This window comes from Pseudomonas sp. PDM19, assembly GCF_014852215.1.
Classification (GTDB): Bacteria; Pseudomonadota; Gammaproteobacteria; order Pseudomonadales; family Pseudomonadaceae; genus Pseudomonas.
The window spans coordinates 958,759-976,709 of record NZ_JACVBG010000003.1 but is presented as its reverse complement, the minus strand read 5'-3'; the positions used below and the strand labels follow the sequence as shown (position 1 = coordinate 976,709).

At 65.3% G+C, this 17,951-nt stretch carries 18 protein-coding genes and 1 pseudogene; 10 read left to right on the top strand and 9 right to left on the bottom strand.

Going from position 1 to position 17,951, the window contains the following annotated elements; all coding sequences use genetic code 11:
- The first annotated feature begins 83 nt into the window (after nt 1–83).
- Nucleotides 84–473, top strand: coding sequence for a hypothetical protein (locus IB273_RS20460; RefSeq protein WP_081517819.1), 390 nt, complete (start codon nt 84–86; stop codon nt 471–473).
- A 306-nt stretch (nt 474–779) separates the two neighbouring features.
- Here the strand turns inward: IB273_RS20460 and IB273_RS20455 are convergent, their stop codons facing one another.
- Nucleotides 780–1,064 (bottom strand): hypothetical protein, encoded by a 285-nt coding sequence (locus IB273_RS20455; protein WP_081517818.1) that lies wholly within the window; start codon nt 1,062–1,064, stop codon nt 780–782.
- Between the two features lie 266 nt (nt 1,065–1,330).
- Between IB273_RS20455 and IB273_RS20450 the strand changes: the two genes are divergently transcribed.
- The 7 genes from IB273_RS20450 to IB273_RS20420 all read left to right on the top strand — a co-directional run bounded on the left by IB273_RS20450 (nt 1,331) and on the right by IB273_RS20420 (nt 6,723).
- Entirely contained in the window at nt 1,331–1,921 is a 591-nt protein-coding gene (locus IB273_RS20450) for an amino acid synthesis family protein (RefSeq protein WP_081517817.1), read from the top strand.
- A gap of 23 nt (nt 1,922–1,944) precedes the next feature.
- Nucleotides 1,945–2,778, top strand: a complete 834-nt coding sequence (locus IB273_RS20445; RefSeq protein ID WP_081517816.1) for an alpha/beta fold hydrolase — start codon at nt 1,945–1,947, stop codon at nt 2,776–2,778.
- Nucleotides 2,775–4,256, top strand: coding sequence for an aldehyde dehydrogenase (locus IB273_RS20440; protein ID WP_151186236.1), 1,482 nt, complete (start codon nt 2,775–2,777; stop codon nt 4,254–4,256). Before IB273_RS20445 ends, IB273_RS20440 begins: the two co-directional genes overlap by 4 nt.
- Before the next feature lie 13 nt (nt 4,257–4,269).
- Nucleotides 4,270–4,758 (top strand): flavin reductase family protein, encoded by a 489-nt coding sequence (locus IB273_RS20435; RefSeq protein ID WP_081517814.1) that lies wholly within the window; start codon nt 4,270–4,272, stop codon nt 4,756–4,758.
- Between the two features lie 172 nt (nt 4,759–4,930).
- A complete protein-coding gene (locus tag IB273_RS20430) occupies nt 4,931–5,320 on the top strand; it encodes a carboxymuconolactone decarboxylase family protein (protein ID WP_081517813.1) in 390 nt (129 codons plus the stop codon).
- A gap of 82 nt (nt 5,321–5,402) precedes the next feature.
- Nucleotides 5,403–6,155 (top strand): GntR family transcriptional regulator, encoded by a 753-nt coding sequence (locus IB273_RS20425; protein ID WP_081517812.1) that lies wholly within the window; start codon nt 5,403–5,405, stop codon nt 6,153–6,155.
- 4 nt (nt 6,156–6,159) lie between these two features.
- Nucleotides 6,160–6,723 (top strand): NUDIX hydrolase, encoded by a 564-nt coding sequence (locus IB273_RS20420; RefSeq protein ID WP_192224886.1) that lies wholly within the window; start codon nt 6,160–6,162, stop codon nt 6,721–6,723.
- 192 nt (nt 6,724–6,915) lie between these two features.
- Here the strand turns inward: IB273_RS20420 and IB273_RS20415 are convergent, their stop codons facing one another.
- From IB273_RS20415 to ribBA, 5 genes are all read right to left on the bottom strand, one after another.
- Nucleotides 6,916–8,058, bottom strand: a complete 1,143-nt coding sequence (locus IB273_RS20415) for an ABC transporter ATP-binding protein (protein WP_081517809.1) — start codon at nt 8,056–8,058, stop codon at nt 6,916–6,918.
- Between the two features lie 17 nt (nt 8,059–8,075).
- Entirely contained in the window at nt 8,076–8,885 is an 810-nt protein-coding gene (locus IB273_RS20410; protein WP_081517808.1) for an ABC transporter permease, read from the bottom strand.
- 3 nt (nt 8,886–8,888) lie between these two features.
- Nucleotides 8,889–9,839: an ABC transporter permease gene (locus tag IB273_RS20405; RefSeq protein ID WP_192224885.1), complete on the bottom strand. Its 951-nt coding sequence runs from the start codon at nt 9,837–9,839 to the stop codon at nt 8,889–8,891.
- On the bottom strand, nt 9,824–10,849 hold the full coding sequence (locus IB273_RS20400) for a polyamine ABC transporter substrate-binding protein (RefSeq protein WP_192224884.1): 1,026 nt from the start codon (nt 10,847–10,849) through the stop codon (nt 9,824–9,826). Before IB273_RS20400 ends, IB273_RS20405 begins: the two co-directional genes overlap by 16 nt.
- A 322-nt stretch (nt 10,850–11,171) precedes the next feature.
- The gene (gene ribBA, locus IB273_RS20395) at nt 11,172–12,281 is read right to left on the bottom strand and encodes a bifunctional 3,4-dihydroxy-2-butanone-4-phosphate synthase/GTP cyclohydrolase II (protein ID WP_081517805.1); all 1,110 of its coding nucleotides are present in this window, start codon (nt 12,279–12,281) and stop codon (nt 11,172–11,174) included.
- A gap of 88 nt (nt 12,282–12,369) precedes the next feature.
- Here ribBA and IB273_RS20390 point away from each other — a divergent pair, with 88 nt between their 5' ends.
- Nucleotides 12,370–12,663, top strand: coding sequence for a DUF1330 domain-containing protein (locus IB273_RS20390; protein WP_081517804.1), 294 nt, complete (start codon nt 12,370–12,372; stop codon nt 12,661–12,663).
- Nucleotides 12,664–13,240: 577 nt separating this feature from the next.
- Here IB273_RS20390 and IB273_RS20385 read toward each other — a convergent pair.
- Complete coding sequence (locus IB273_RS20385; RefSeq protein ID WP_081517803.1) at nt 13,241–14,638, bottom strand: purine-cytosine permease family protein; 1,398 nt, start codon at nt 14,636–14,638, stop codon at nt 13,241–13,243.
- Nucleotides 14,639–14,972: 334 nt separating this feature from the next.
- Between IB273_RS20385 and IB273_RS20380 the strand changes: the two genes are divergently transcribed.
- The gene (locus IB273_RS20380) at nt 14,973–15,458 is read left to right on the top strand and encodes a flavin reductase family protein (protein ID WP_045209928.1); all 486 of its coding nucleotides are present in this window, start codon (nt 14,973–14,975) and stop codon (nt 15,456–15,458) included.
- Between the two features lie 421 nt (nt 15,459–15,879).
- On the opposite strand, the gene IB273_RS31980 is transcribed toward IB273_RS20380, so the two are convergent.
- Together IB273_RS31980 and IB273_RS31975 are read right to left on the bottom strand one after the other, a co-directional pair.
- A complete protein-coding gene (locus IB273_RS31980) occupies nt 15,880–16,608 on the bottom strand; it encodes a methyl-accepting chemotaxis protein (RefSeq protein ID WP_412548091.1) in 729 nt (242 codons plus the stop codon).
- Nucleotides 16,609–16,737: 129 nt separating this feature from the next.
- A pseudogene (locus IB273_RS31975) lies at nt 16,738–17,607 on the bottom strand (cache domain-containing protein); the annotation flags it as partial.
- Nucleotides 17,608–17,951 lie beyond the last annotated feature (344 nt).

Here is a 17,951-nt window from a genome sequence, read left to right as displayed (position 1 = left end):
TAGCGAAACTGGAGTTGTCGGCAGGGAATTTTTCCGGCCTTTTCCTATCCAATGGCCATCATGGAACGCCACAGGGTGGATAGATGAACGTATTGAAATTGTCGGCCGTGCTGGCCACTGCCGCGCTGCTGAGCGCCTGCGGTGGCAACGAGGCCAAGGTCTGCGGCTCGGACGATGTGAAGAACCAGCTGGTGAAGATCTTCCTGTCCGGCGCACTTTCCGCGCAGTCCGACGCACTGAGCAAGGCTGAGCTGAAGGACGTGGCCATCATCGACAAGGACCCGGACAGCGGCGTGCTGGAATGCGTCGGCACCCTGACCGTGCCAGTGGTCGGCCAGGTAGCCTCGGGCACTCTGAAATACCAGATCGCGCCAGCGGCCAAGTCCGAGCACGACTACCTGCTGCTGCTCGCCGACGGCCCGCTGGCGAACGCCTTTGCCAAGCGCATCGAGGGGATGGTCCCGCAGCAGTGAGGGCTATTCACAGGCAATGAAAAACCGGCCTATGTGGCCGGTTTTTTATTGGGCGAGCCGATCAGGCTCGGAACCACACTCACTATAGGAGCGAGCTTGCTCGCGAACCGCTTGGTGCCGTTTCTCCCGGTGAGCGCTTACGTAGGATGGGGTGGAGCTTGCGATACCCATGCCGGCGGCACGCGAGAATCGATGGGTATCGCTGCGCTCCACGCCATCCTACGTTGGTGCATCAGTGTGATTTCGGTGTGGGTGGCAACTCTGATCGCGGACAGGCCCGCTCCCGCGAATGCCGAAACGACGGGATTAGAACCCTTCCAGATCGATCAGCTCGCCTTCGAAGCGAATCGACCCACCCTCGGCATTCGCCTCGCCGCCCTGGATCTCGCCGTAGTAGGAAAGCCCGTTCTCCAGCGTCACGCAGACGTGGGTCGGCTCATCCGGCGCATCCAGCTGGCCCTTGAAGCTCACCTCGATCACACCCTCCTGCGGCGCGCTGAGGGTCACCGTCACGCGGGCGTTGTCCACCGCTTCGGCCTCGCGGCCCCAGTGCTCGGCGCTGACGGTCACGGTGGCGATTTCCTGTTTCATGCTCGAAGACTCTCCAACAAGGCTCCGGCGCCATGCGCGCCGGCTGATGGCGCCAAGGATACCGCGCCGCCGAAGCCACCGAAACGGCGGTTTTTCCCTGCGACCGCCTGTCGCCTGGCCTCCCCGCACTTCCACGCACCGCCCGCCACTGCTGGCTCCGGACGCTCCGACCCCAGGGCAAATACGCCTTGCGCAAACTGTATTATGGTATACCATGATACCGAATCCCTTCCCCAACCCAGCCGAAGTCACAACTGGAGCGACCCATGAGTTTCGAGATTCGCAAGATCGTCACCTACAGCGAGCAGACCTTCATCGAAGCCGGCAAGGCCACCGACACCCCGGTGACCATGGTCGGCCTGGCCGTGGTGATCAAGAACCCGTGGGCCGGTCGCGGCTTCGTCGAAGACCTCAAGCCCGAGATCAAGGCCCACTGCTCCGAGCTGGGCGCGCTGATGGTCGAGCGCCTGACCGCCGCCATCGGTGGCGCTGACAAGATCCAGGCCTACGGCAAAGCTGCCGTAGTGGGCGCCGATGGCGAGATCGAGCACGCCTCCGCCGTCATCCACACCCTGCGTTTCGGCAACCACTACCGCCAGGCCGTGGACGCCAAGAGCTACCTGAGCTTCACCAACAAGCGCGGCGGCCCGGGCACCTCGATCCAGATCCCGATGATGCACAAGGACGACGAAGGTCTGCGTTCGCACTACATCACCCTGGAAATGCAGATCGAAGACGCCCCGCGCGCCGACGAGATCGTCGTGGTCCTGGGCGCCGCCGACGGTGGCCGTCTGCACCCGCGCATCGGCAACCGTTACATCGACCTGGAAGAACTGGCCGCCGAACAGGCTCAGTGATCCACACCGTGCAGGAGCGCTCCATGATTCGGCTCACCGCTGAACGCACACCGGCCGGCACCAGTTACCTGGCGACCGGCCAGGGCCACCCCGTGGTACTGATCCACGGCGTCGGCCTGAACAAGGAAATGTGGGGCGGCCAGATCGTCGGTCTGGCCCCGCATTTCCAGGTCATCGCCTATGACATGCTTGGCCATGGCGCGAGTCAGCTGCCGCAGCCGGACTGTGGACTGGTCGGTTACGCCGACCAGCTGCGCGAGCTGCTCGACCACCTGGGCGTGACCAGTGCCACGGTCATCGGCTTCTCCATGGGTGGTCTGGTGGCGCGGGCCTTCGCCCTGCACTACCCCGAGCGCCTGGACGGCCTTGTGGTGTTGAACAGCGTGTTCAACCGCAGCGCCGAACAGCGCGCCGGCGTGATCGAGCGGACCCGCCAGGCCGCCGAACACGGCCCGGACGCCAACGCCGAGGCCGCCCTGTCGCGCTGGTTCAGCCGCGAGTACCAGGCCGCCAATCCGGCGCAGATCGCCGCGATCCGCCAGACCCTTGCCAGCAACGATCCGCAGGGCTATCTGACTACCTATACCCTGTTCGCCACGCAGGACATGTACCGCGTGGACGATCTGGGCAGCATCAAGGTGCCGACCCTGGTCGCCACCGGGGAGCTGGACCCGGGCTCGACGCCGAAGATGGCCACCGAGCTCGCCGAACGCATTCCGGGCGCCAAGGTGACGGTGCTCGACGAACAGCGCCACATGATGCCGGTGGAGTCGCCGCGGCTGGTCAACCAGATGCTGCTCGACTTCCTGCAACAGGCGCAGGTTTCCAAGAATCACGTACAGGGGAATGTCGCATGACCCTCGCACGCTTCCAGATGTTCATCGATGGCCAGTGGGTCGACGCTGTTTCCGGCAAGACCTTCGAGAGCCTCGACCCCGCCCGCGCGCAAGCCTGGGCCGAACTCCCCGATGCCGATGAAGCCGACGTCGAGCGCGCCGTGCAGGCCGCCCAGCGCGCCTTCAACGACCCGGCCTGGCATGGCCTCACCGCCACTGCCCGCGGCAAGCTGCTGCGCCGCCTGGGCGATCTGATCGCCGAGAACAAGGAACACCTGGCGCAGCTGGAAAGCCGCGACAACGGCAAGCTGATCCGCGAGACCCGCGGCCAGGTCGGCTACCTGCCGGAGTTCTTCCACTACACCGCGGGCCTTGCCGACAAGCTCGAAGGCGGCACCCTGCCGCTGGATAAGCCCGACCTGTTCGCCTACACCGTGCACGAGCCGCTGGGCGTGGTCGCCGGGATCATCCCGTGGAACAGCCCGCTGTACCTGACCGCGATCAAGCTGGCCCCGGCCCTGGCCGCCGGCAACACCATCGTGCTCAAGCCTTCCGAACACGCCTCGGCAACCATCCTCGAACTGGCCCGCCTGGCCACCGAAGCCGGCTTCCCGGCCGGGGTGGTCAACGTGGTCACCGGCTTCGGCCCGAGCACTGGCGCTGCGCTCACCCGCCACCCGCTGGTACGCAAGATCGCCTTCACCGGCGGCGCCGCCACCGCGCGCCACGTGGTGCGCAGCAGCGCGGAAAACTTCGCCAAGCTGTCGCTGGAGCTGGGTGGCAAGTCGCCCAACATCATCTTCGCCGACGCCGACCTCGACAGCGCCATCAACGGCGCCGTGGCCGGCATCTACGCCGCCTCCGGACAGAGCTGCGTCGCCGGTTCGCGCCTGCTGGTGCAGGACGAGATCTACGACGAGTTCGTCGCCCGCCTGGTGGAACGCGCCCAGCGCATCCGCATCGGCAACCCGCAGGACGAACAGAGCGAGATGGGCCCCATGGCCACCGCGCAGCAGCTCGCCGTGGTCGAAGGTCTGGTGGCCGACGCCCTTGCCGAAGGCGCCCGCCTGCGCCTGGGCGGCAAGCGTCCGTCGATCGACTCCGAGGGCTGGTTCTACGAGCCGACCCTGTTCGAGTGCGACAGCAACTCGATGAAGATCATGCAGGAAGAAGTCTTCGGCCCCGTGGCCTCGGTCATTCGTTTCAAGGACGAGGCGCAAGCGCTGGCGATGGCCAACGACTCCCAGTTCGGCCTCGCCGCCGGCATCTGGACCCGCGACCTGGGCCGCGCTCACCGCATGGCCCGTGGCGTTCGCAGCGGGATCATCTGGGTCAACACCTACCGCGCGGTGTCCGCCATGGCGCCCATCGGCGGCTTCCACAACAGCGGCTACGGCCGCGAGAGCGGCATCGATTCGGTGCTGGCCTACACCGAGCTGAAGACGGTGTGGATCAACCTCTCGCCAGCGCCCATGCCCGATCCCTTCGTGATGCGCTAAGAGGAGCGACGAGATGATCGAACCTGGCATCTACAAAGAAGTGATGGGCTCCTTCCCGTCCGGCGTCACCGTGGTCACTACCCTGGACGCCGACGGCAAGATCGTCGGCATCACCGCCAGCGCGTTCAGCGCGCTGTCGATCGACCCGGCGCTGGTGCTGTTCTGCCCCAACTACGAATCGGACACCTACCCGGTCCTGCGTGACAGCAAGCAGTTCGCCATCCACCTGCTGTGTTCCGACCAGCAGGCCGAGGCCTACGCCTTTGCCAAGAAGGGCCAGGACAAGGCCAAGGGCATCGAGTGGCGCCTGAGCGAGCTGGGCAACCCGCTGCTGACCAAAGCCACCGCGATCATCGAATGCGAGCTGTGGCGCGAGTACGACGGCGGTGATCACGCGATCATCGTCGGCGCGGTGAAGAACCTGATCCTGCCGGAGCAGGAGGTCACCCCGATGGTCTATCACCGCGGCAAGCTCGGCGCGCTGCCGGAGATAGCCAGCTGACGCTTTCCAAGGCCGCTCGCCATCACCCTCGGCAGCGGCCTTTTTTATTCCAGCCCAGGGGCTGGTGCTTTTCGTAGGAGCGAGCTTGCTCGCGAACGGATTTCCCGGCGACACCGATGCTGGACGGGGTCGCGAGCAAGCTCGCTCCTACAGGGATAGAAAGGAGCTACCGATGAGCAACGACAAATACGAGAAAGGCCTGGCGATCCGCACCCAGGTGCTGGGCGAGGCCTACGTGAACAAGTCGATCCAGAACGCCGACGACTTCACCCGCCCGCTCCAGGAGATGGTCACCGAGTACTGCTGGGGCCACGTCTGGGGCCGGGACGGCTTATCGCTCAAGGAACGCAGCATGATAAACTTGGCGATGATTTCGGCACTCAACCGCCCCCACGAACTCAAGCTGCACGTGCGCGGCGCTCTGCGTAACGGGTTATCCCGCGAGCAGATCCGCGAGATCCTCCTGCAGGTCGGCATCTATTGCGGGGTTCCCGCGGCGGTGGACAGTTTCCGCCTCGCCCGCGAAGCCTTCGCCGAGGCCGACGCCGAGGAACGTGGTTGATTGCTGGCCCGACTTGACGATGGAGCGCCCGAAGGTGCTCCATCGTTCTTCCTATGGACAGCCAGAACACAGAGCGGACCCCATGAAACGCTTGCCACTCGACGATAGCTTCAAGGTCAATCGCAACCCCGTCACCCTGCGCGAAATCGTCCTCGACAAGCTGCGCGGCGCCATCCTCAACTTCCAGCTGCTGCCGGGCGACCGCCTGGTGGAGCGCGATCTGTGCGATCGCCTGGGCGTCAGCCGCACTTCGGTGCGCGAGGCCTTGCGCCACCTGGAGTCCGAGGGCCTGGTGGAGTTCGCCGATGCCAAGGGTCCGCGCGTCGCCATCATCACCCTGGAAGACGCGGTCGACATCTACGAGCTGCGCTGCGTGCTCGAAGGCCTGATCGTCCAGCTCTTCACCTTGAACGCCAAGGCCCGCGACATCCGCAACCTGGAGCGCGCGCTGGAAGAGAACCGCCAGGCGCTGGAAGACGGCGAGCTGCAGCAGGTGATCGAATCGGTGCAGGGCTTCTACGACGTGCTGCTCGAAGGCTCGGGCAACCGCACCGCCGCCACCCAGCTGCGCCAGCTGCAGGCGCGCATCAGCTACCTGCGGGCCACCTCCGTGTCCCAGGAAAACCGCCGCGCCGCCAGCAACCAGGAAATGGAGCGCATGGTCGAGGCGATCAAGAGCGGCGACCCGGTCGCGGCTCACCAGGCCTCGGTCGACCACGTCCGCGCCGCCGCCAAGGTCGCCCTGGACTACCTGCGCTCCAAGCAGGACGGCGCCGGCAACGTGCGCGACATCGCCACCCCCATCGCGCTCAAAGAGCCGCGCATAGGCCGCTGACGCCATGCCCGCCCCGCGCTTCTGTCCCGCTTGCGGCAGTGGCGGCCTCAGCCGCCAGTGCCCGCCGGGGGATACCCATGAGCGCCTGATCTGCGCGGGCTGCGGTTACATCCACTACGAGAACCCCAAGGTCATTGCCGGCTGCATCATCGAGCACGACGGCAAGTACCTGCTCTGCCAGCGCGGCATCCCGCCGCGCCCAGGCACCTGGACGCTGCCGGCCGGTTTCATGGAAAACGGCGAAACCACCGAACAGGCAGCCCTGCGCGAAGTCTGGGAAGAAACCGGCGTACGCGCCGACATCGTCTCGCCCTACTCCATCTTCAGCGTGCCGAAGATCAGCGAGGTCTACATCATCTTCCGCGCCAGCGTGATCGAGGAAACCGGCGAGCACGGCCCCGAGACCCTGCAGGTGAAATTCTTCGCCCCGGAAGATATCCCCTGGGAATGCATCTACTACCCGGCGATCCGGCAGATCCTCGAACGCTACATCGAGGAGCGCCAGGCCGGCGTCTACGGCATCTACATGGGCAATGACGACACCGGCAAGGTGCACTTCATTCGTTGATACCCAACGCTGCGGCGAACAACGAACCCCGTCACCCGACTCCAACCTGTAGGAGCGTGCCGCGCACGCAATCCGTCGGCAGGGCCGACGGCCGATACCGACGCCATCGGCACCCGCAAAAAACCCAAGCAAAAAAGCCCCCGGCTCCACGAGGGAAACCGGGGGTTCAAGGGATGAAACGTCAGAACCGAATCAGTGCGCGCCCTTGGTCAGGTCGCTCTCGTTCCACTGGTCATACACGCACGCATCGGCGGCGGCCCAGCGCACGCGGACTTCGCTGCCGGGGGCCAGCGGCTGGGTGTTGCCGGAAAGCTCCTTCAGCGTCAGGGTCGCACCGCTGGCGGTGACCACGCTGCAGGTCAGGCTCTCGCCGAGGAACACCGTCTCGGCCACTTTCGCCGGGATTTCGTTCCAGCCTGCCGCCAGCGGTGTGGCAGCGGCTTGAGCAGGGCTCAGCACCTGGGCTTTTTCCGGGCGCACCATCAGCAGGATGTCCTGGCCTTCGCGCAGGTTCGCGGTCGGGCGGATGGCCAATGCGCGGCCTTCGAACTCCGCCGCGGCGTTCCCGTGGGCACGGGCGCGGAGGAAGTTGGAATTGCCGAGGAACGAGGCCACGAAGGCATTCGGCGGGTTCTGGTAGAGGTCGTAGCCGCTGCCCAGGCCGACGATCTTGCCGTGGCTGAAGATGGCGATGCGCTGGGAAAGGCGCATCGCCTCTTCCTGATCGTGGGTGACGTAGACGATGGTGATGCCCAGGCGACGGTGCAGGTGGCGCAGCTCGTCCTGCAGGTCTTCGCGCAGTTTCTTGTCCAGCGCGCCGAGGGGTTCGTCCATCAGCAGGATGCGCGGCTCGTAGACCAGCGCGCGGGCAATGGCGACGCGCTGCTGCTGGCCGCCGGAAAGCTGCGCCGGGCGGCGGTGGGCGAACTTGTCCAGTTGAACCAGCTTGAGCATGGCGTCGACGCGGCGGTCGCGCTCGGCGCCCTTCTGCTTGCGGATGTCCAGCGGGAAGCCGATGTTGTCGCGCACCGAGAGATGCGGGAACAGCGAATAACGCTGGAACACCATGCCGATGTCACGCTTGTGCGGCGGCACGTTCACCAGCGACCGGCCTTCGACCAGGATTTCGCCGCTGCTGGGCGTCTCGAAGCCGGCCAGCATCGACAGCGTGGTGCTCTTGCCCGAGCCGCTGGAGCCGAGGAAGGTGAGGAATTCGCCGTCCTGGATGTCGAGGGAAATGTTGTCCACGGCGGTGAAGTCGCCATAGAACTTGTTCAGGTTGCGCAGGCTGACCAGGGTCTTCTGCTCGCGGGATTCTTGGATCACGGCACTCATGGCATTTACCTCGGCGCTCAGGCGCGGATTTCGTTGCGCCGGCGCAGGGCGGCGGCGATCACCATCACCAGCACCGACAGGCCGATCAGCAGCGTCGAAGCGACGGCGATCACCGGGGTCAGGTCCTGGCGCAGGGTGGTCCACATTTTCACGGGCAGGGTCTGCAGGGTCGGGCTGGCCATCATCACGCTCAGCACCACTTCATCCCAGGAGACCAGGAAGGCGAACAGCGCACCGGCGACCATGCCGGGGCGAATCGCCGGGAAGGTCACCTTCATCACCGCCTGCAGGCGCGACGCCCCGCAGATAACCGCGGCGTCCTCGATGGACTGGTCGAAAAGCTTCAGCGAGTTGATGATCGAGATGATGGTGAACGGCAGCGCGACTATCACGTGGCTGACCACGAAGGAGAACAGCGTGCCGGTGTAGCCGAGCTTGAGGAACAGCGCGTACACCGCCACCGCGATGATCACCAGCGGCACGATCATCGGCAGGGTGAACAGCCCGTAGAGCAGCTCGCGGCCGGGGAACTTGCCGCGCACCAGGGCGAAGGCGGTGGGCAGGCCCAGGGCGACCGAGCAGAGGGTGGTGAGGATCGCCACCTTCAGGCTGGCGAACGCTGCGCTCATCCACTCGGGGTTGGAGAAGAACTGGCCGTACCACTTCAGCGTCCAGCCCGGCGGCGGGAACACCAGCCACTGCGAGGAGCCGAACGACAGCAGGACGATGAACACGATGGGCAGCAGCAGGAAGGCCGCGATGGTGCCGGTCGTGAGGTACAGGCCGACGCGCATGCGCCGGCTCATGGCATTGGGTGAGAGCAGCATGGCTTACCTCGCGCTACTGGAAGCCACCGGGGATTCCGGCTGCAGCTTCAGGTAGAGGTAGAACAGCACCAGGGTGATGGCGATCAGCAGCGCGGCGGCGGCGCTGGCCAGGCCCCAGTTGAGGAAGGATTGCACCTGCTGGACGATGAACTCCGGCAGCATCATGTTCTGCGCCCCGCCCAGCAGCGCCGGGGTGACGTAGTAACCCAGGGACATGACGAAGACCATCAGGCCGCCGGAGAACAGACCCGGCCGACACAGCGGGATGAATACCCGGAAGAAGTTGGTCCAGGGGCTGGCGCCGCAGATCGAACCGGCCTGCAGCACCATCGGGTCGATGGCGGCCATGGTCGCCTGCAGCGGCAGCACGATGAACGGGATCATGATGTAGCTCATGCCGATCACCACGCCGGTGAGGTTGTGCACCAGTTCCAGCGGCTGGTCGATGATGCCGAGTGCCATCAGGGTCTTGTTGATCACCCCCGAGGCCTGCAGCAGCACCAGCCAGGAGTAGGTGCGGGCCAGCAGGCTGGTCCACATCGACAGCAGCACGATGTTCAGCAGCATGCGCCCCCAGCCGCGCGGGACCAGGGTGATCGCCCAGGCCAGCGGGAAGCCCAGCAGCAGGCTGATCACGGTGACCAGCGCGCCGACCGCGAAGGTGTTGAACAGCACCCGCGAATAGGCCGAGTTGGCGAACAGCTGGGCGTAGTTGTCCAGGCCCAGGGTCGGCTCCAGCACGCCGCGCAGTAGCAGGCCGATCAGCGGGGCGAGGAAGAACAGGCCGAGGAACAGCAGCGCCGGCAGCAGGTTGCGGAAACCCCGCCAGCGGTGGGTGAGCAGTTCATCCTGTCGCATGGGTTCTGCCTTCGGGGCCGGCGTGCCGGCGGCGCGGGATGCGCCTCCGGTTGCCTGGCCCGGCTGCATCACAGCCATTTTCACTTGACCAGCCATTCGTTCCACCGTGCGGCGATCGCCGGGCCGTTCTTCGCCCAGTAGGCGTAGTCGAGGGTGATCTGCTCCTGCGCGTAGGCGGTGGGCAGATTCGGCGCAAGATCAGCCTTGAGCTGGCCGACGCTGTCCAGGTTCACCGGGGCGTAGGCAGTCAGGTTGGCGAAGTCGGCCTGGCCCTTGGCGCTGCTGGAGTTGGCCAGGAACTTCATCGCAGCATCCTTGTTCTTGGCGCCCTTGGGCACCACGAGGAAATCGGCCATGACCAGGTTCTGCTTCCAGCTCACGCCCACCGGCGCGCCGTCCTGCTGCAGGGCGTAGATGCGTCCGTTCCAGAACTGGCCGAGGGTCGCCTCGCCGGAGGCCAGCAGTTGCTGCGACTGAGCGCCGCCGCCCCACCAGACGATGTCCTTCTTGATGGTGTCGAGCTTCTTGAAGGCGCGGTCCAGGTCCAGCGGGTAGAGCTTGTCCTTGGCCACGCCGTCGGCCAGCAGGGCCAGTTCCAGCACGCCGGGGCTCGGCCACTTGTACAGCGCGCGCTTGCCCGGATAGGTGGCGGTGTCGAACAGCGCCGACCAGTCCTGCGGCTGCTTGCCGCCGACCTTGCCCTGGTTGTAGCCGAGCACGAAGGAGAAGTAGAAGGAGCCGACGCCGTGGTCGGAGACGAAACGCGGGTCGATGCGGTCGCGCTTGATGGTGTTGAAGTCCAGGGGTTCCAGCAGGCCTTCGGCGGCAGCGCGCAGGGCGAAGTCGGCTTCGACGTCGACCACGTCCCACTGGACGTTGCCGCTCTCCACCATGGCCTTGAGCTTGCCGTAGTCGGTGGGACCGTCCTGCACCACGGGGATGCCGGTGGACTGGCTGAAGGGTTCGGCCCAGGCCTGCTTCTGCGCATCCTGGGTAGTGCCACCCCAGCTGACGAAGCTGAGGCTGTCGGCGCCGAAGGCAGCGGTGCCGGTTGCGCCGAGGAATGCAGCGGTCAGGACCGCGATCGCACGTTTTTTGAACACCATCTTGCTTGCCCTCATTGTTGTGATTGTTCACGGCGGTCTTCGTGGAACGCCTGTCTGGAGCAGGTGGCCGTAGCGTCGTCAGGTTGCGATGGAGTGGCACGCTGACTGGCAGAAATCGTAAGGCCTACGGAATGTCATATTATGGTATTCCAAACTTTCCGCAAGTCCCCGGCGACACCGGCCATCGTGGCAGCGAAGCTTGGGTGAACACCCCGTCGTTCCTCGTGTTGCGCAGGTGGTTGATTGAAAAGGAAATCTTTTTTCACCCTCACCGTGCTGAATTTTCCTGGCGAAAAGCCAGCACGGCGAGCGGACGAACGGATCAGCCTTCGAAAGGCAGCGTCTCCACCACTTCCAGGTCGTAGCCGGTGAGCCCGGCGTACTTCAGCGGCGCACCCAGGTGGCGGATCTTGCCGACGCCGATGTCCTGCAGGATCTGCGCGCCAGTGCCGACCTCGGAATAGATGCGCGACTGCGAGCGGGTGAACTGCCGCGGCGCCTGGGTGAGCTGCGGCACGCGAGCCAGTAGCGCCTGGGAGGATTCGTTGTTGGCCAGCACCACGACCACGCCGTGACCGACCTCGGCGACCTTCTGCAGGGCGGCCCAGAGGGTCCAGTTCTTCGGCCCGGTGTACTCAGCGCCGACCAGGTCGCGCAGCGGGTCGATCACGTGCACGCGCACCAGGGTTGGCTCGTCGCGCTTGATGTCGCCCATCACCATGGCCATGTGCACGCCGCCTTCGATGCGGTCCTCGTAGGTGACCAGGCGGAAGGTGCCGTGCACGGTGGGCAACTCGCTCTCGCCGATGCGCGCGACGGTGTGCTCGTTGCTCAGGCGGTAGTGGATCAGGTCGGCAATGGTACCGATGCGGATGCCGTGGCGCTTGGCGAAGGCTTCCAGGTCCGGGCGCCGGGCCATGCTGCCATCGTCGTTCATGACTTCGACGATCACCGAGGCCGGGGTCAGCCCGGCCAGGCGCGCCAGGTCACAGCCCGCCTCGGTGTGGCCGGCGCGGGTCAGCACGCCGCCTTCGCGGGCGCGCAGGGGGAAGATGTGGCCGGGCTGCACCAGGTCCTCGGCGCGGGCGCCCGGCTGCACGGCGGTAATCACGGTGTGCGAGCGGTCAGCGGCGGAGATGCCGGTGGAAACGCCGGTGGCCGCCTCGATGGACACGGTGAAGGCGGTGGAATAGGCGCTGCCGTTGGCCGGCACCATCTGCTCCAGGCCCAGGCGGGCGCAGTGCTCGTCGGTCAGCGTCAGGCAGATCAGCCCACGCGCCTCACGGGCCATGAAGTTGATCGCCTCGGGCGTGCAGCGCTCGGCGGCGAGCAGCAGGTCGCCCTCGTTTTCACGGTCTTCGTCGTCGACCAGGAGCACCATCTTGCCCTGGCGGTAGTCTTCGATGATGTCTTCGATGCGGTCGAACGGCATGGTGCGGTACTCGGCTGGATCGTGGATGAAAAAATCTGGTATACCATAATACATTTCTTATCCGAAACAGCAGCAAGCAGAGGTGAACATGAAGGCTTACTGGATCGCTCACGTCGATATCACCGACCCGGAGCAATACAGCGAATACACCCGCCGCGCCCCGGCGGCCTTCGCCAGGTACGGCGGCAAGTTCCTCGCCCGTGGCGGCCGTTCAGAGGCCCTCGAGGGGCGCCCTACTCCTCAGCGTAGCGTGGTGATCGAGTTCGATTCCTATGAGCAGGCGGTGGCCTGCTACCGCTCGGCGGAATACCAGGAAGCCTGCGCGCACCGGCAGGGCGTGGCGAAGGCGGATATCGTCATCGTCGAGGGGTTCGAGGGGTAAGGCCCCGGCCATGGGCGAGCGGGATTGCCGTCGGCCCTGCCGACGGATCGCGGGCATGGCCCGCTCCTACAGGTTTAGGCCGACTCTTCCGCCGTAGGTGCGGACTCCATTCGCGATGCTTTGACCTGGGTGTTCCAGCGCCGCTTCGGTGTGCGCGCGGACTTCTGGTTTCGCCCCCTCGGGCGAGTTACTTTTCCAAACGCCGAAAAGTAACCAAAAGGCTTGCCCCTGCCATCCGGCTTTTCGCTTCGCGAAAAGTACCCTCGGTTCCTCGGAGTTCCAGGGGCCCGCGTTGACGGGCCATCCCTGGCCCGACAACGCTCTCGCGACATCCATGTCGCTCAACCCCTGAAACTCCGATCACCTTCGGCCTTCTGAAAGGGGCATTCGGCGCGTGCGGATATTCCTCTGGAAGTCATCAAAGCAAGAGCGTGCTCCCTGTAGGAGCGGGCCATGCCCGCGATCCGCCGGCAAGGCCGGCGTCGATTGACCACTCGGCGTGTCCTGAAAAGTACGGACAAAAAAAAGCCCCACCGAAACCCGGCAGGGCAGAGAGTGTAAAACCCAGGTCGAAACCTTATTCCGCGATCCCCAGCGCCACCGGCTGGCCGACTTCGCGGGCCTGGCCGCGGGTGGCCAGGCAGTAGTACAGCGGGACGGTCACCAGCAGGCCGACCAGCCACGACAGGTCCACCCCGTCGATGTAGTTGGCGTACGGGCCGACGAACAGCGAGGTATTGGCGAACGGCAGCTGGACGATGATTCCGATGAAGTAGGCAATGATCGCGTGCGGGTTGAAGCGCCCGTACACGCCGCCGTCACGACGGAAGATCGAGTTGATGTCGTAGCGGCCGCGCTTGATCAGGTAGAAGTCGATCAGGTTGATCGAGGCCCAGGGCACCAGCACGATCAGCATCGCCAGAATCAGGCCGATGAACTGCGAGATGAAGTTGGCCGAGGCGCCCAGCGCCATCAGGCAGCTGCCCGCCAGCACAACCGAAGACAGCACCACGCGCACCCGCACGCTGGGCGTCCAGCTGCCGGCGAAGGTCTGGATCGAGGTGACGATGGAGAGCACCGCGCCGTAAAGATTCAGCGCGTTGTGGCTGATGATGTTGAGCAGGAACAGCAGCATCAGCACCGGGCCGAACATACCGGTGGCCTGCTTGACCGCGACCATCGCGTCGGTGCCCTCCGGGGTCGCCAGCACGGCGACGGCACCGAAGCTGAACGACAGGCTGGTGCCCGCCACCGCGCCGGCGAAGGTCGCCAGGAACGGCTTGCCGATACCGACGCTGGCCGGCAGGTAGCGCGAGTAGTCCGAGGTGTAGGGCGCGAAGCTGATCTGCCAGATGATGCCCAGGCACAGGGTGGCCAGGAAGCCGGACAGGTTGAAGGCGCCGCGGGAGAGGAAGTTCGCCGGCAGGTCGCCGCCGAGCATGATGACGAAGCCCAGCAGCAGCGCGCCACCCATCACCCAGGTGCCGATACGGTTGAGGGTGTGGATGAAGCGATAGCCGATCACGCCGATGGCGGTGGCACTGAGTGCGCCGAGGATGATCGCCACGGGCGTCGGGGTCGCCGGAACCAGGCCTTGGATTGATTTGCCCGCCAGGACGATGTTGGAAATGAAGAAGCCGACGTAGATCAGCGCGGTGAAGAACACGATCAGCAAGGCGCCGTAACGGCCGAACTGGCCCCGGCTCTGGACCATCTGCGGGATGCCCATCTGCGGGCCCTGCGCCGACGCCAGGGCGAGGAACACGCCGCCGAACATGTGCCCCAGGACAATGGCGATCAGCCCCCAGAGCAGGTCGAGATGGAACACCTGCACCGCCATCGCGCCGGTGACCACCGGCAGCGGTGCGATGTTGGTGCTGAACCACAGCGTGAACAGGTCACGGGAGCGCCCATGACGCTCGGCCGGCGGCACGTAATCGACGGTATGGTTCTCGATCAGCGGAGTATCGGACATCGTTTTTGCCTTGCTTATTGTCTTTGTAAGGTCAGGTCATCCGGCGCCCTGAATCGGGCAGAAACGGCGCTGCGGTGACGGAGGCAATATTATGGTATTCCAAATACCAGGCAAGGTATTTCTGAGTAACCGTTGGTCGAATGGTAGCCAGCGGGGTGTCTGGCGGACACTCACCCTATCGGCGAGAGCCCCGTATTCCGTAGCCTCCAGCCGACAGTCGGCCTTTCACCGTCCATCCATCGGGAAAAGAAAGGGCTTGCTTTCGAAGTATTACGGTATACCATCAGACGAAACGACCACTCCCGATGGCCGGCTCACAAGACAGGTACTCGCAATGATCGACCACGCTGCCTACAAACAAGTCATGGGCTCCTTCCCGTCCGGCGTCACCGTCATCACCACGATGGACGACGATGGCCAGGTGGTCGGCCTCACCGCGAGTGCCTTCAGCTCCCTGTCGATGGACCCGGCACTGGTGCTGTTCTGCCCCAACTACAGCTCCGACTCCTACCCGGTGCTGATCCGCCGCAAGCACTTCGCCATCCACTTGCTCTCCGCCGACCAGAAGGGCGAGGCCTATGCCTTCGCCAGCAAGGGCAAGGACAAGGCCCAGGGCATCGAATGGACCCTGAGCGAACGCGGCAACCCGCTGCTGGAAAATGCCACCGCCATCATCGAATGCGAACTGTGGCGCGAATACGAAGGCGGTGACCACGCCATCCTGGTCGGTGCGGTGAAGAACCTGATCGTGCCGGACCAGCAGATCACCCCGATGATTTACTGCCGCGGAAAGATGGGCGCGCTGCAGGCTTTCGCCTGACCGCCTGATCTTTCGCCGTCCGGCGCAGGCCCCTTCTTGCGGGAGTGAGAAGGGGCTTTTCTTTGGCCCGCTGATTGGTCCTGATGCGCTCTAATTCCGCCAGCGGCGGAGCCACCATGAGACGCAAACGTAGGATGGCGTGGAGCGCAGCGATACCCATCGATCAGGACCGTAGGGCGAATAACCTGGAACAGGTTATCCGCCGTTGCGTCGGCGGATAACGCTGGCGCGTTATGCGCCCTACGATTGCCATGAGGCACGTCCGTAGGATGGCGTGGAGCGCAGCTATACCCATCGACCCGGCGCGCGGACTGTAGGAGCGCGCCATGCGCGCGATCGCGGGCATGGCCCGCTCCTACAGGGGAACACCGTTCTCGCACACAAAGAAAAAGGGCCCGCCTTCGCGAGCCCCTTTTCCCCATCAGGTCCTGAACCGCGACACCAGGCGGTTCAGCTCGTCCGACAGCCCGCTCAGGGTCTGCGCATCGCCCCGCGTGGCGTCCGCCAGGCCGGCGACTTCCTGGGCGTCGCGGTGGATCTGGCTGATGTGCCGGTTGATCTCTTCCGCCACCTGGTGCTGTTCCTCGGCAGCGGTGGCGATCTGGGCGTTCATGTCGCGGATCACGTCCACCGATTCGCGGATCGCGCCGAAGCACGCGCGCGCCTCGCGGATCGAACCGACAGTGCGCTGCGACGCCTCCAGGCTCGACTGCATCTGTCGCCCGGTGTCATGGGTGCGGCGGGCCAGGGTGCCGAGCAGGTTGTCGATCTCGCCGGTGGATTCCGCCGTGCGCCGTGCCAGCGCGCGCACCTCGTCGGCCACCACGGCAAAACCCCGGCCCTGGTCGCCCGCCCGCGCCGCCTCGATGGCCGCGTTGAGTGCCAGCAGGTTGGTCTGCTCAGCGATGGAGCGGATGGTGCCGAGGATCGACTGGATGTCGTTGCTGTCCTGCTCCAACTGGCGCATGGCGTCGGCCGAGTGGGCGATCTCCTCGCTCAGGCGACCGACGCTATCCACCGCCTCGTCGATCTGCTGCTGGCCGTCGTGGGCCTGGCGCTGGCCACTGTCGGCGGATTCCGCCGCCTGGCTGCAGGAGCGCGCGACCTCGTTGGCGGTCATGACCATCTCGTTGAACGCGGTGGAGACCATGTCCACCGCCTCACGCTGACGCGCGGCGGTATCGGCCAGCGCCTGGGAGGTCTCGCGGCTGCTGCCCGAGCTCTGGTGGATGCTGCCGGCGGCGGTGCCGATGCTCTGCACCAACCGGCGGATCGCATCGAGGAACTGGTTGAACCAGCCGGCCAGTTGCGCCGTCTCGTCGCGGCCACGCACGGCAAGACGGCCCGTGAGATCACCGTCCCCCTGGGCGATGCCTTCCAGGCCTGCTGCCACGGCGCGCACCGGACGCACTACCAACCCGGCGAACAGCGAGCCGAGGCCGGCGAACACCAGCGCGATGATCACCGCCACCAGGGCGATGCCCCAGGTCAGGCGTGTCGCCTTGCTCATCACCTCGCTTTCCTTGATCAGCCCGACGAAGCGCCAGCCCAGGGTCTCGGACGGCCAGACGTTGGCAAGGTAGGGCTCGCCGCCGATAGTCACTTCCACCAGCCCTTTCTGCGCACTGGCCAGGCGCTGGAAATCGCCGCCCAGCTCGCCCAGCTGTTTGAAGTTGTTCTCCGGGTTGTGCGGGTCGACCAGGATGGTGCCGTCGCCTTCCATCAGCATCAGGTAGCCGGATTCGCCCAGGCGGATAGCCTTGACGATATCGGTCAGGCGCTTGAGCGAGACGTCGATATTGACCACCCCGCCCTGCGGGCCGAACTGGTTGGCGAAGGTCCGCACGCTGCTTACCAGCACCACCTTGTCCGCGGCCCAGTAGTAGGCCTTGGTGCGCAGGGTCTTGCCCGGCTGGGCCATAGCCGCCTGGTACCAGGGCCGGGTGCGCGGGTCGTAGTTGGCCAGCTTGGCGTCGCCCGGCCAGAAGCTGTAGCCGCCCTCGCGGGTGCCCAGGGAGACGTAGGCGTAGTCCGGGTGGCTCTGCGCCAGGCCGGTGAAGAGGTCGAACACGCGCTTGTCCAGCTCCCCGGTCGGGTGCTGTGCGGCGTCGGCGCCGATGTACTGCTTGAGGCTGCTGTCGATGGCCATCAGTTGGGGATGGCCGGCGAGGTATTCGACGTTCTGGGTGATGCCGTCGAAGAATATCTGCATGGCGTTCTCGACCTGGCGGATCTCCCGGCTGCTGCCATCAATGAAGCTTTCCCGCGCCTCGCCGCGCAGGTTGAGGATCACCAGCACGGCGACGAGAATCACCGGCAGGCTGGCGATGGCGGAAAAGGCGAGGATCAGTTTTTGTTTGAGGTTCATCCCTACTCCCTTGGTCTGCTCGCGGCAGAAACGCCTTGCAGACATCCCGTATTATGGTATACCAATATGCAACGGATTCCCTAGCGCGGAAAACGGCCACTCTCCCGCCGCCGCGCCTGACCGCC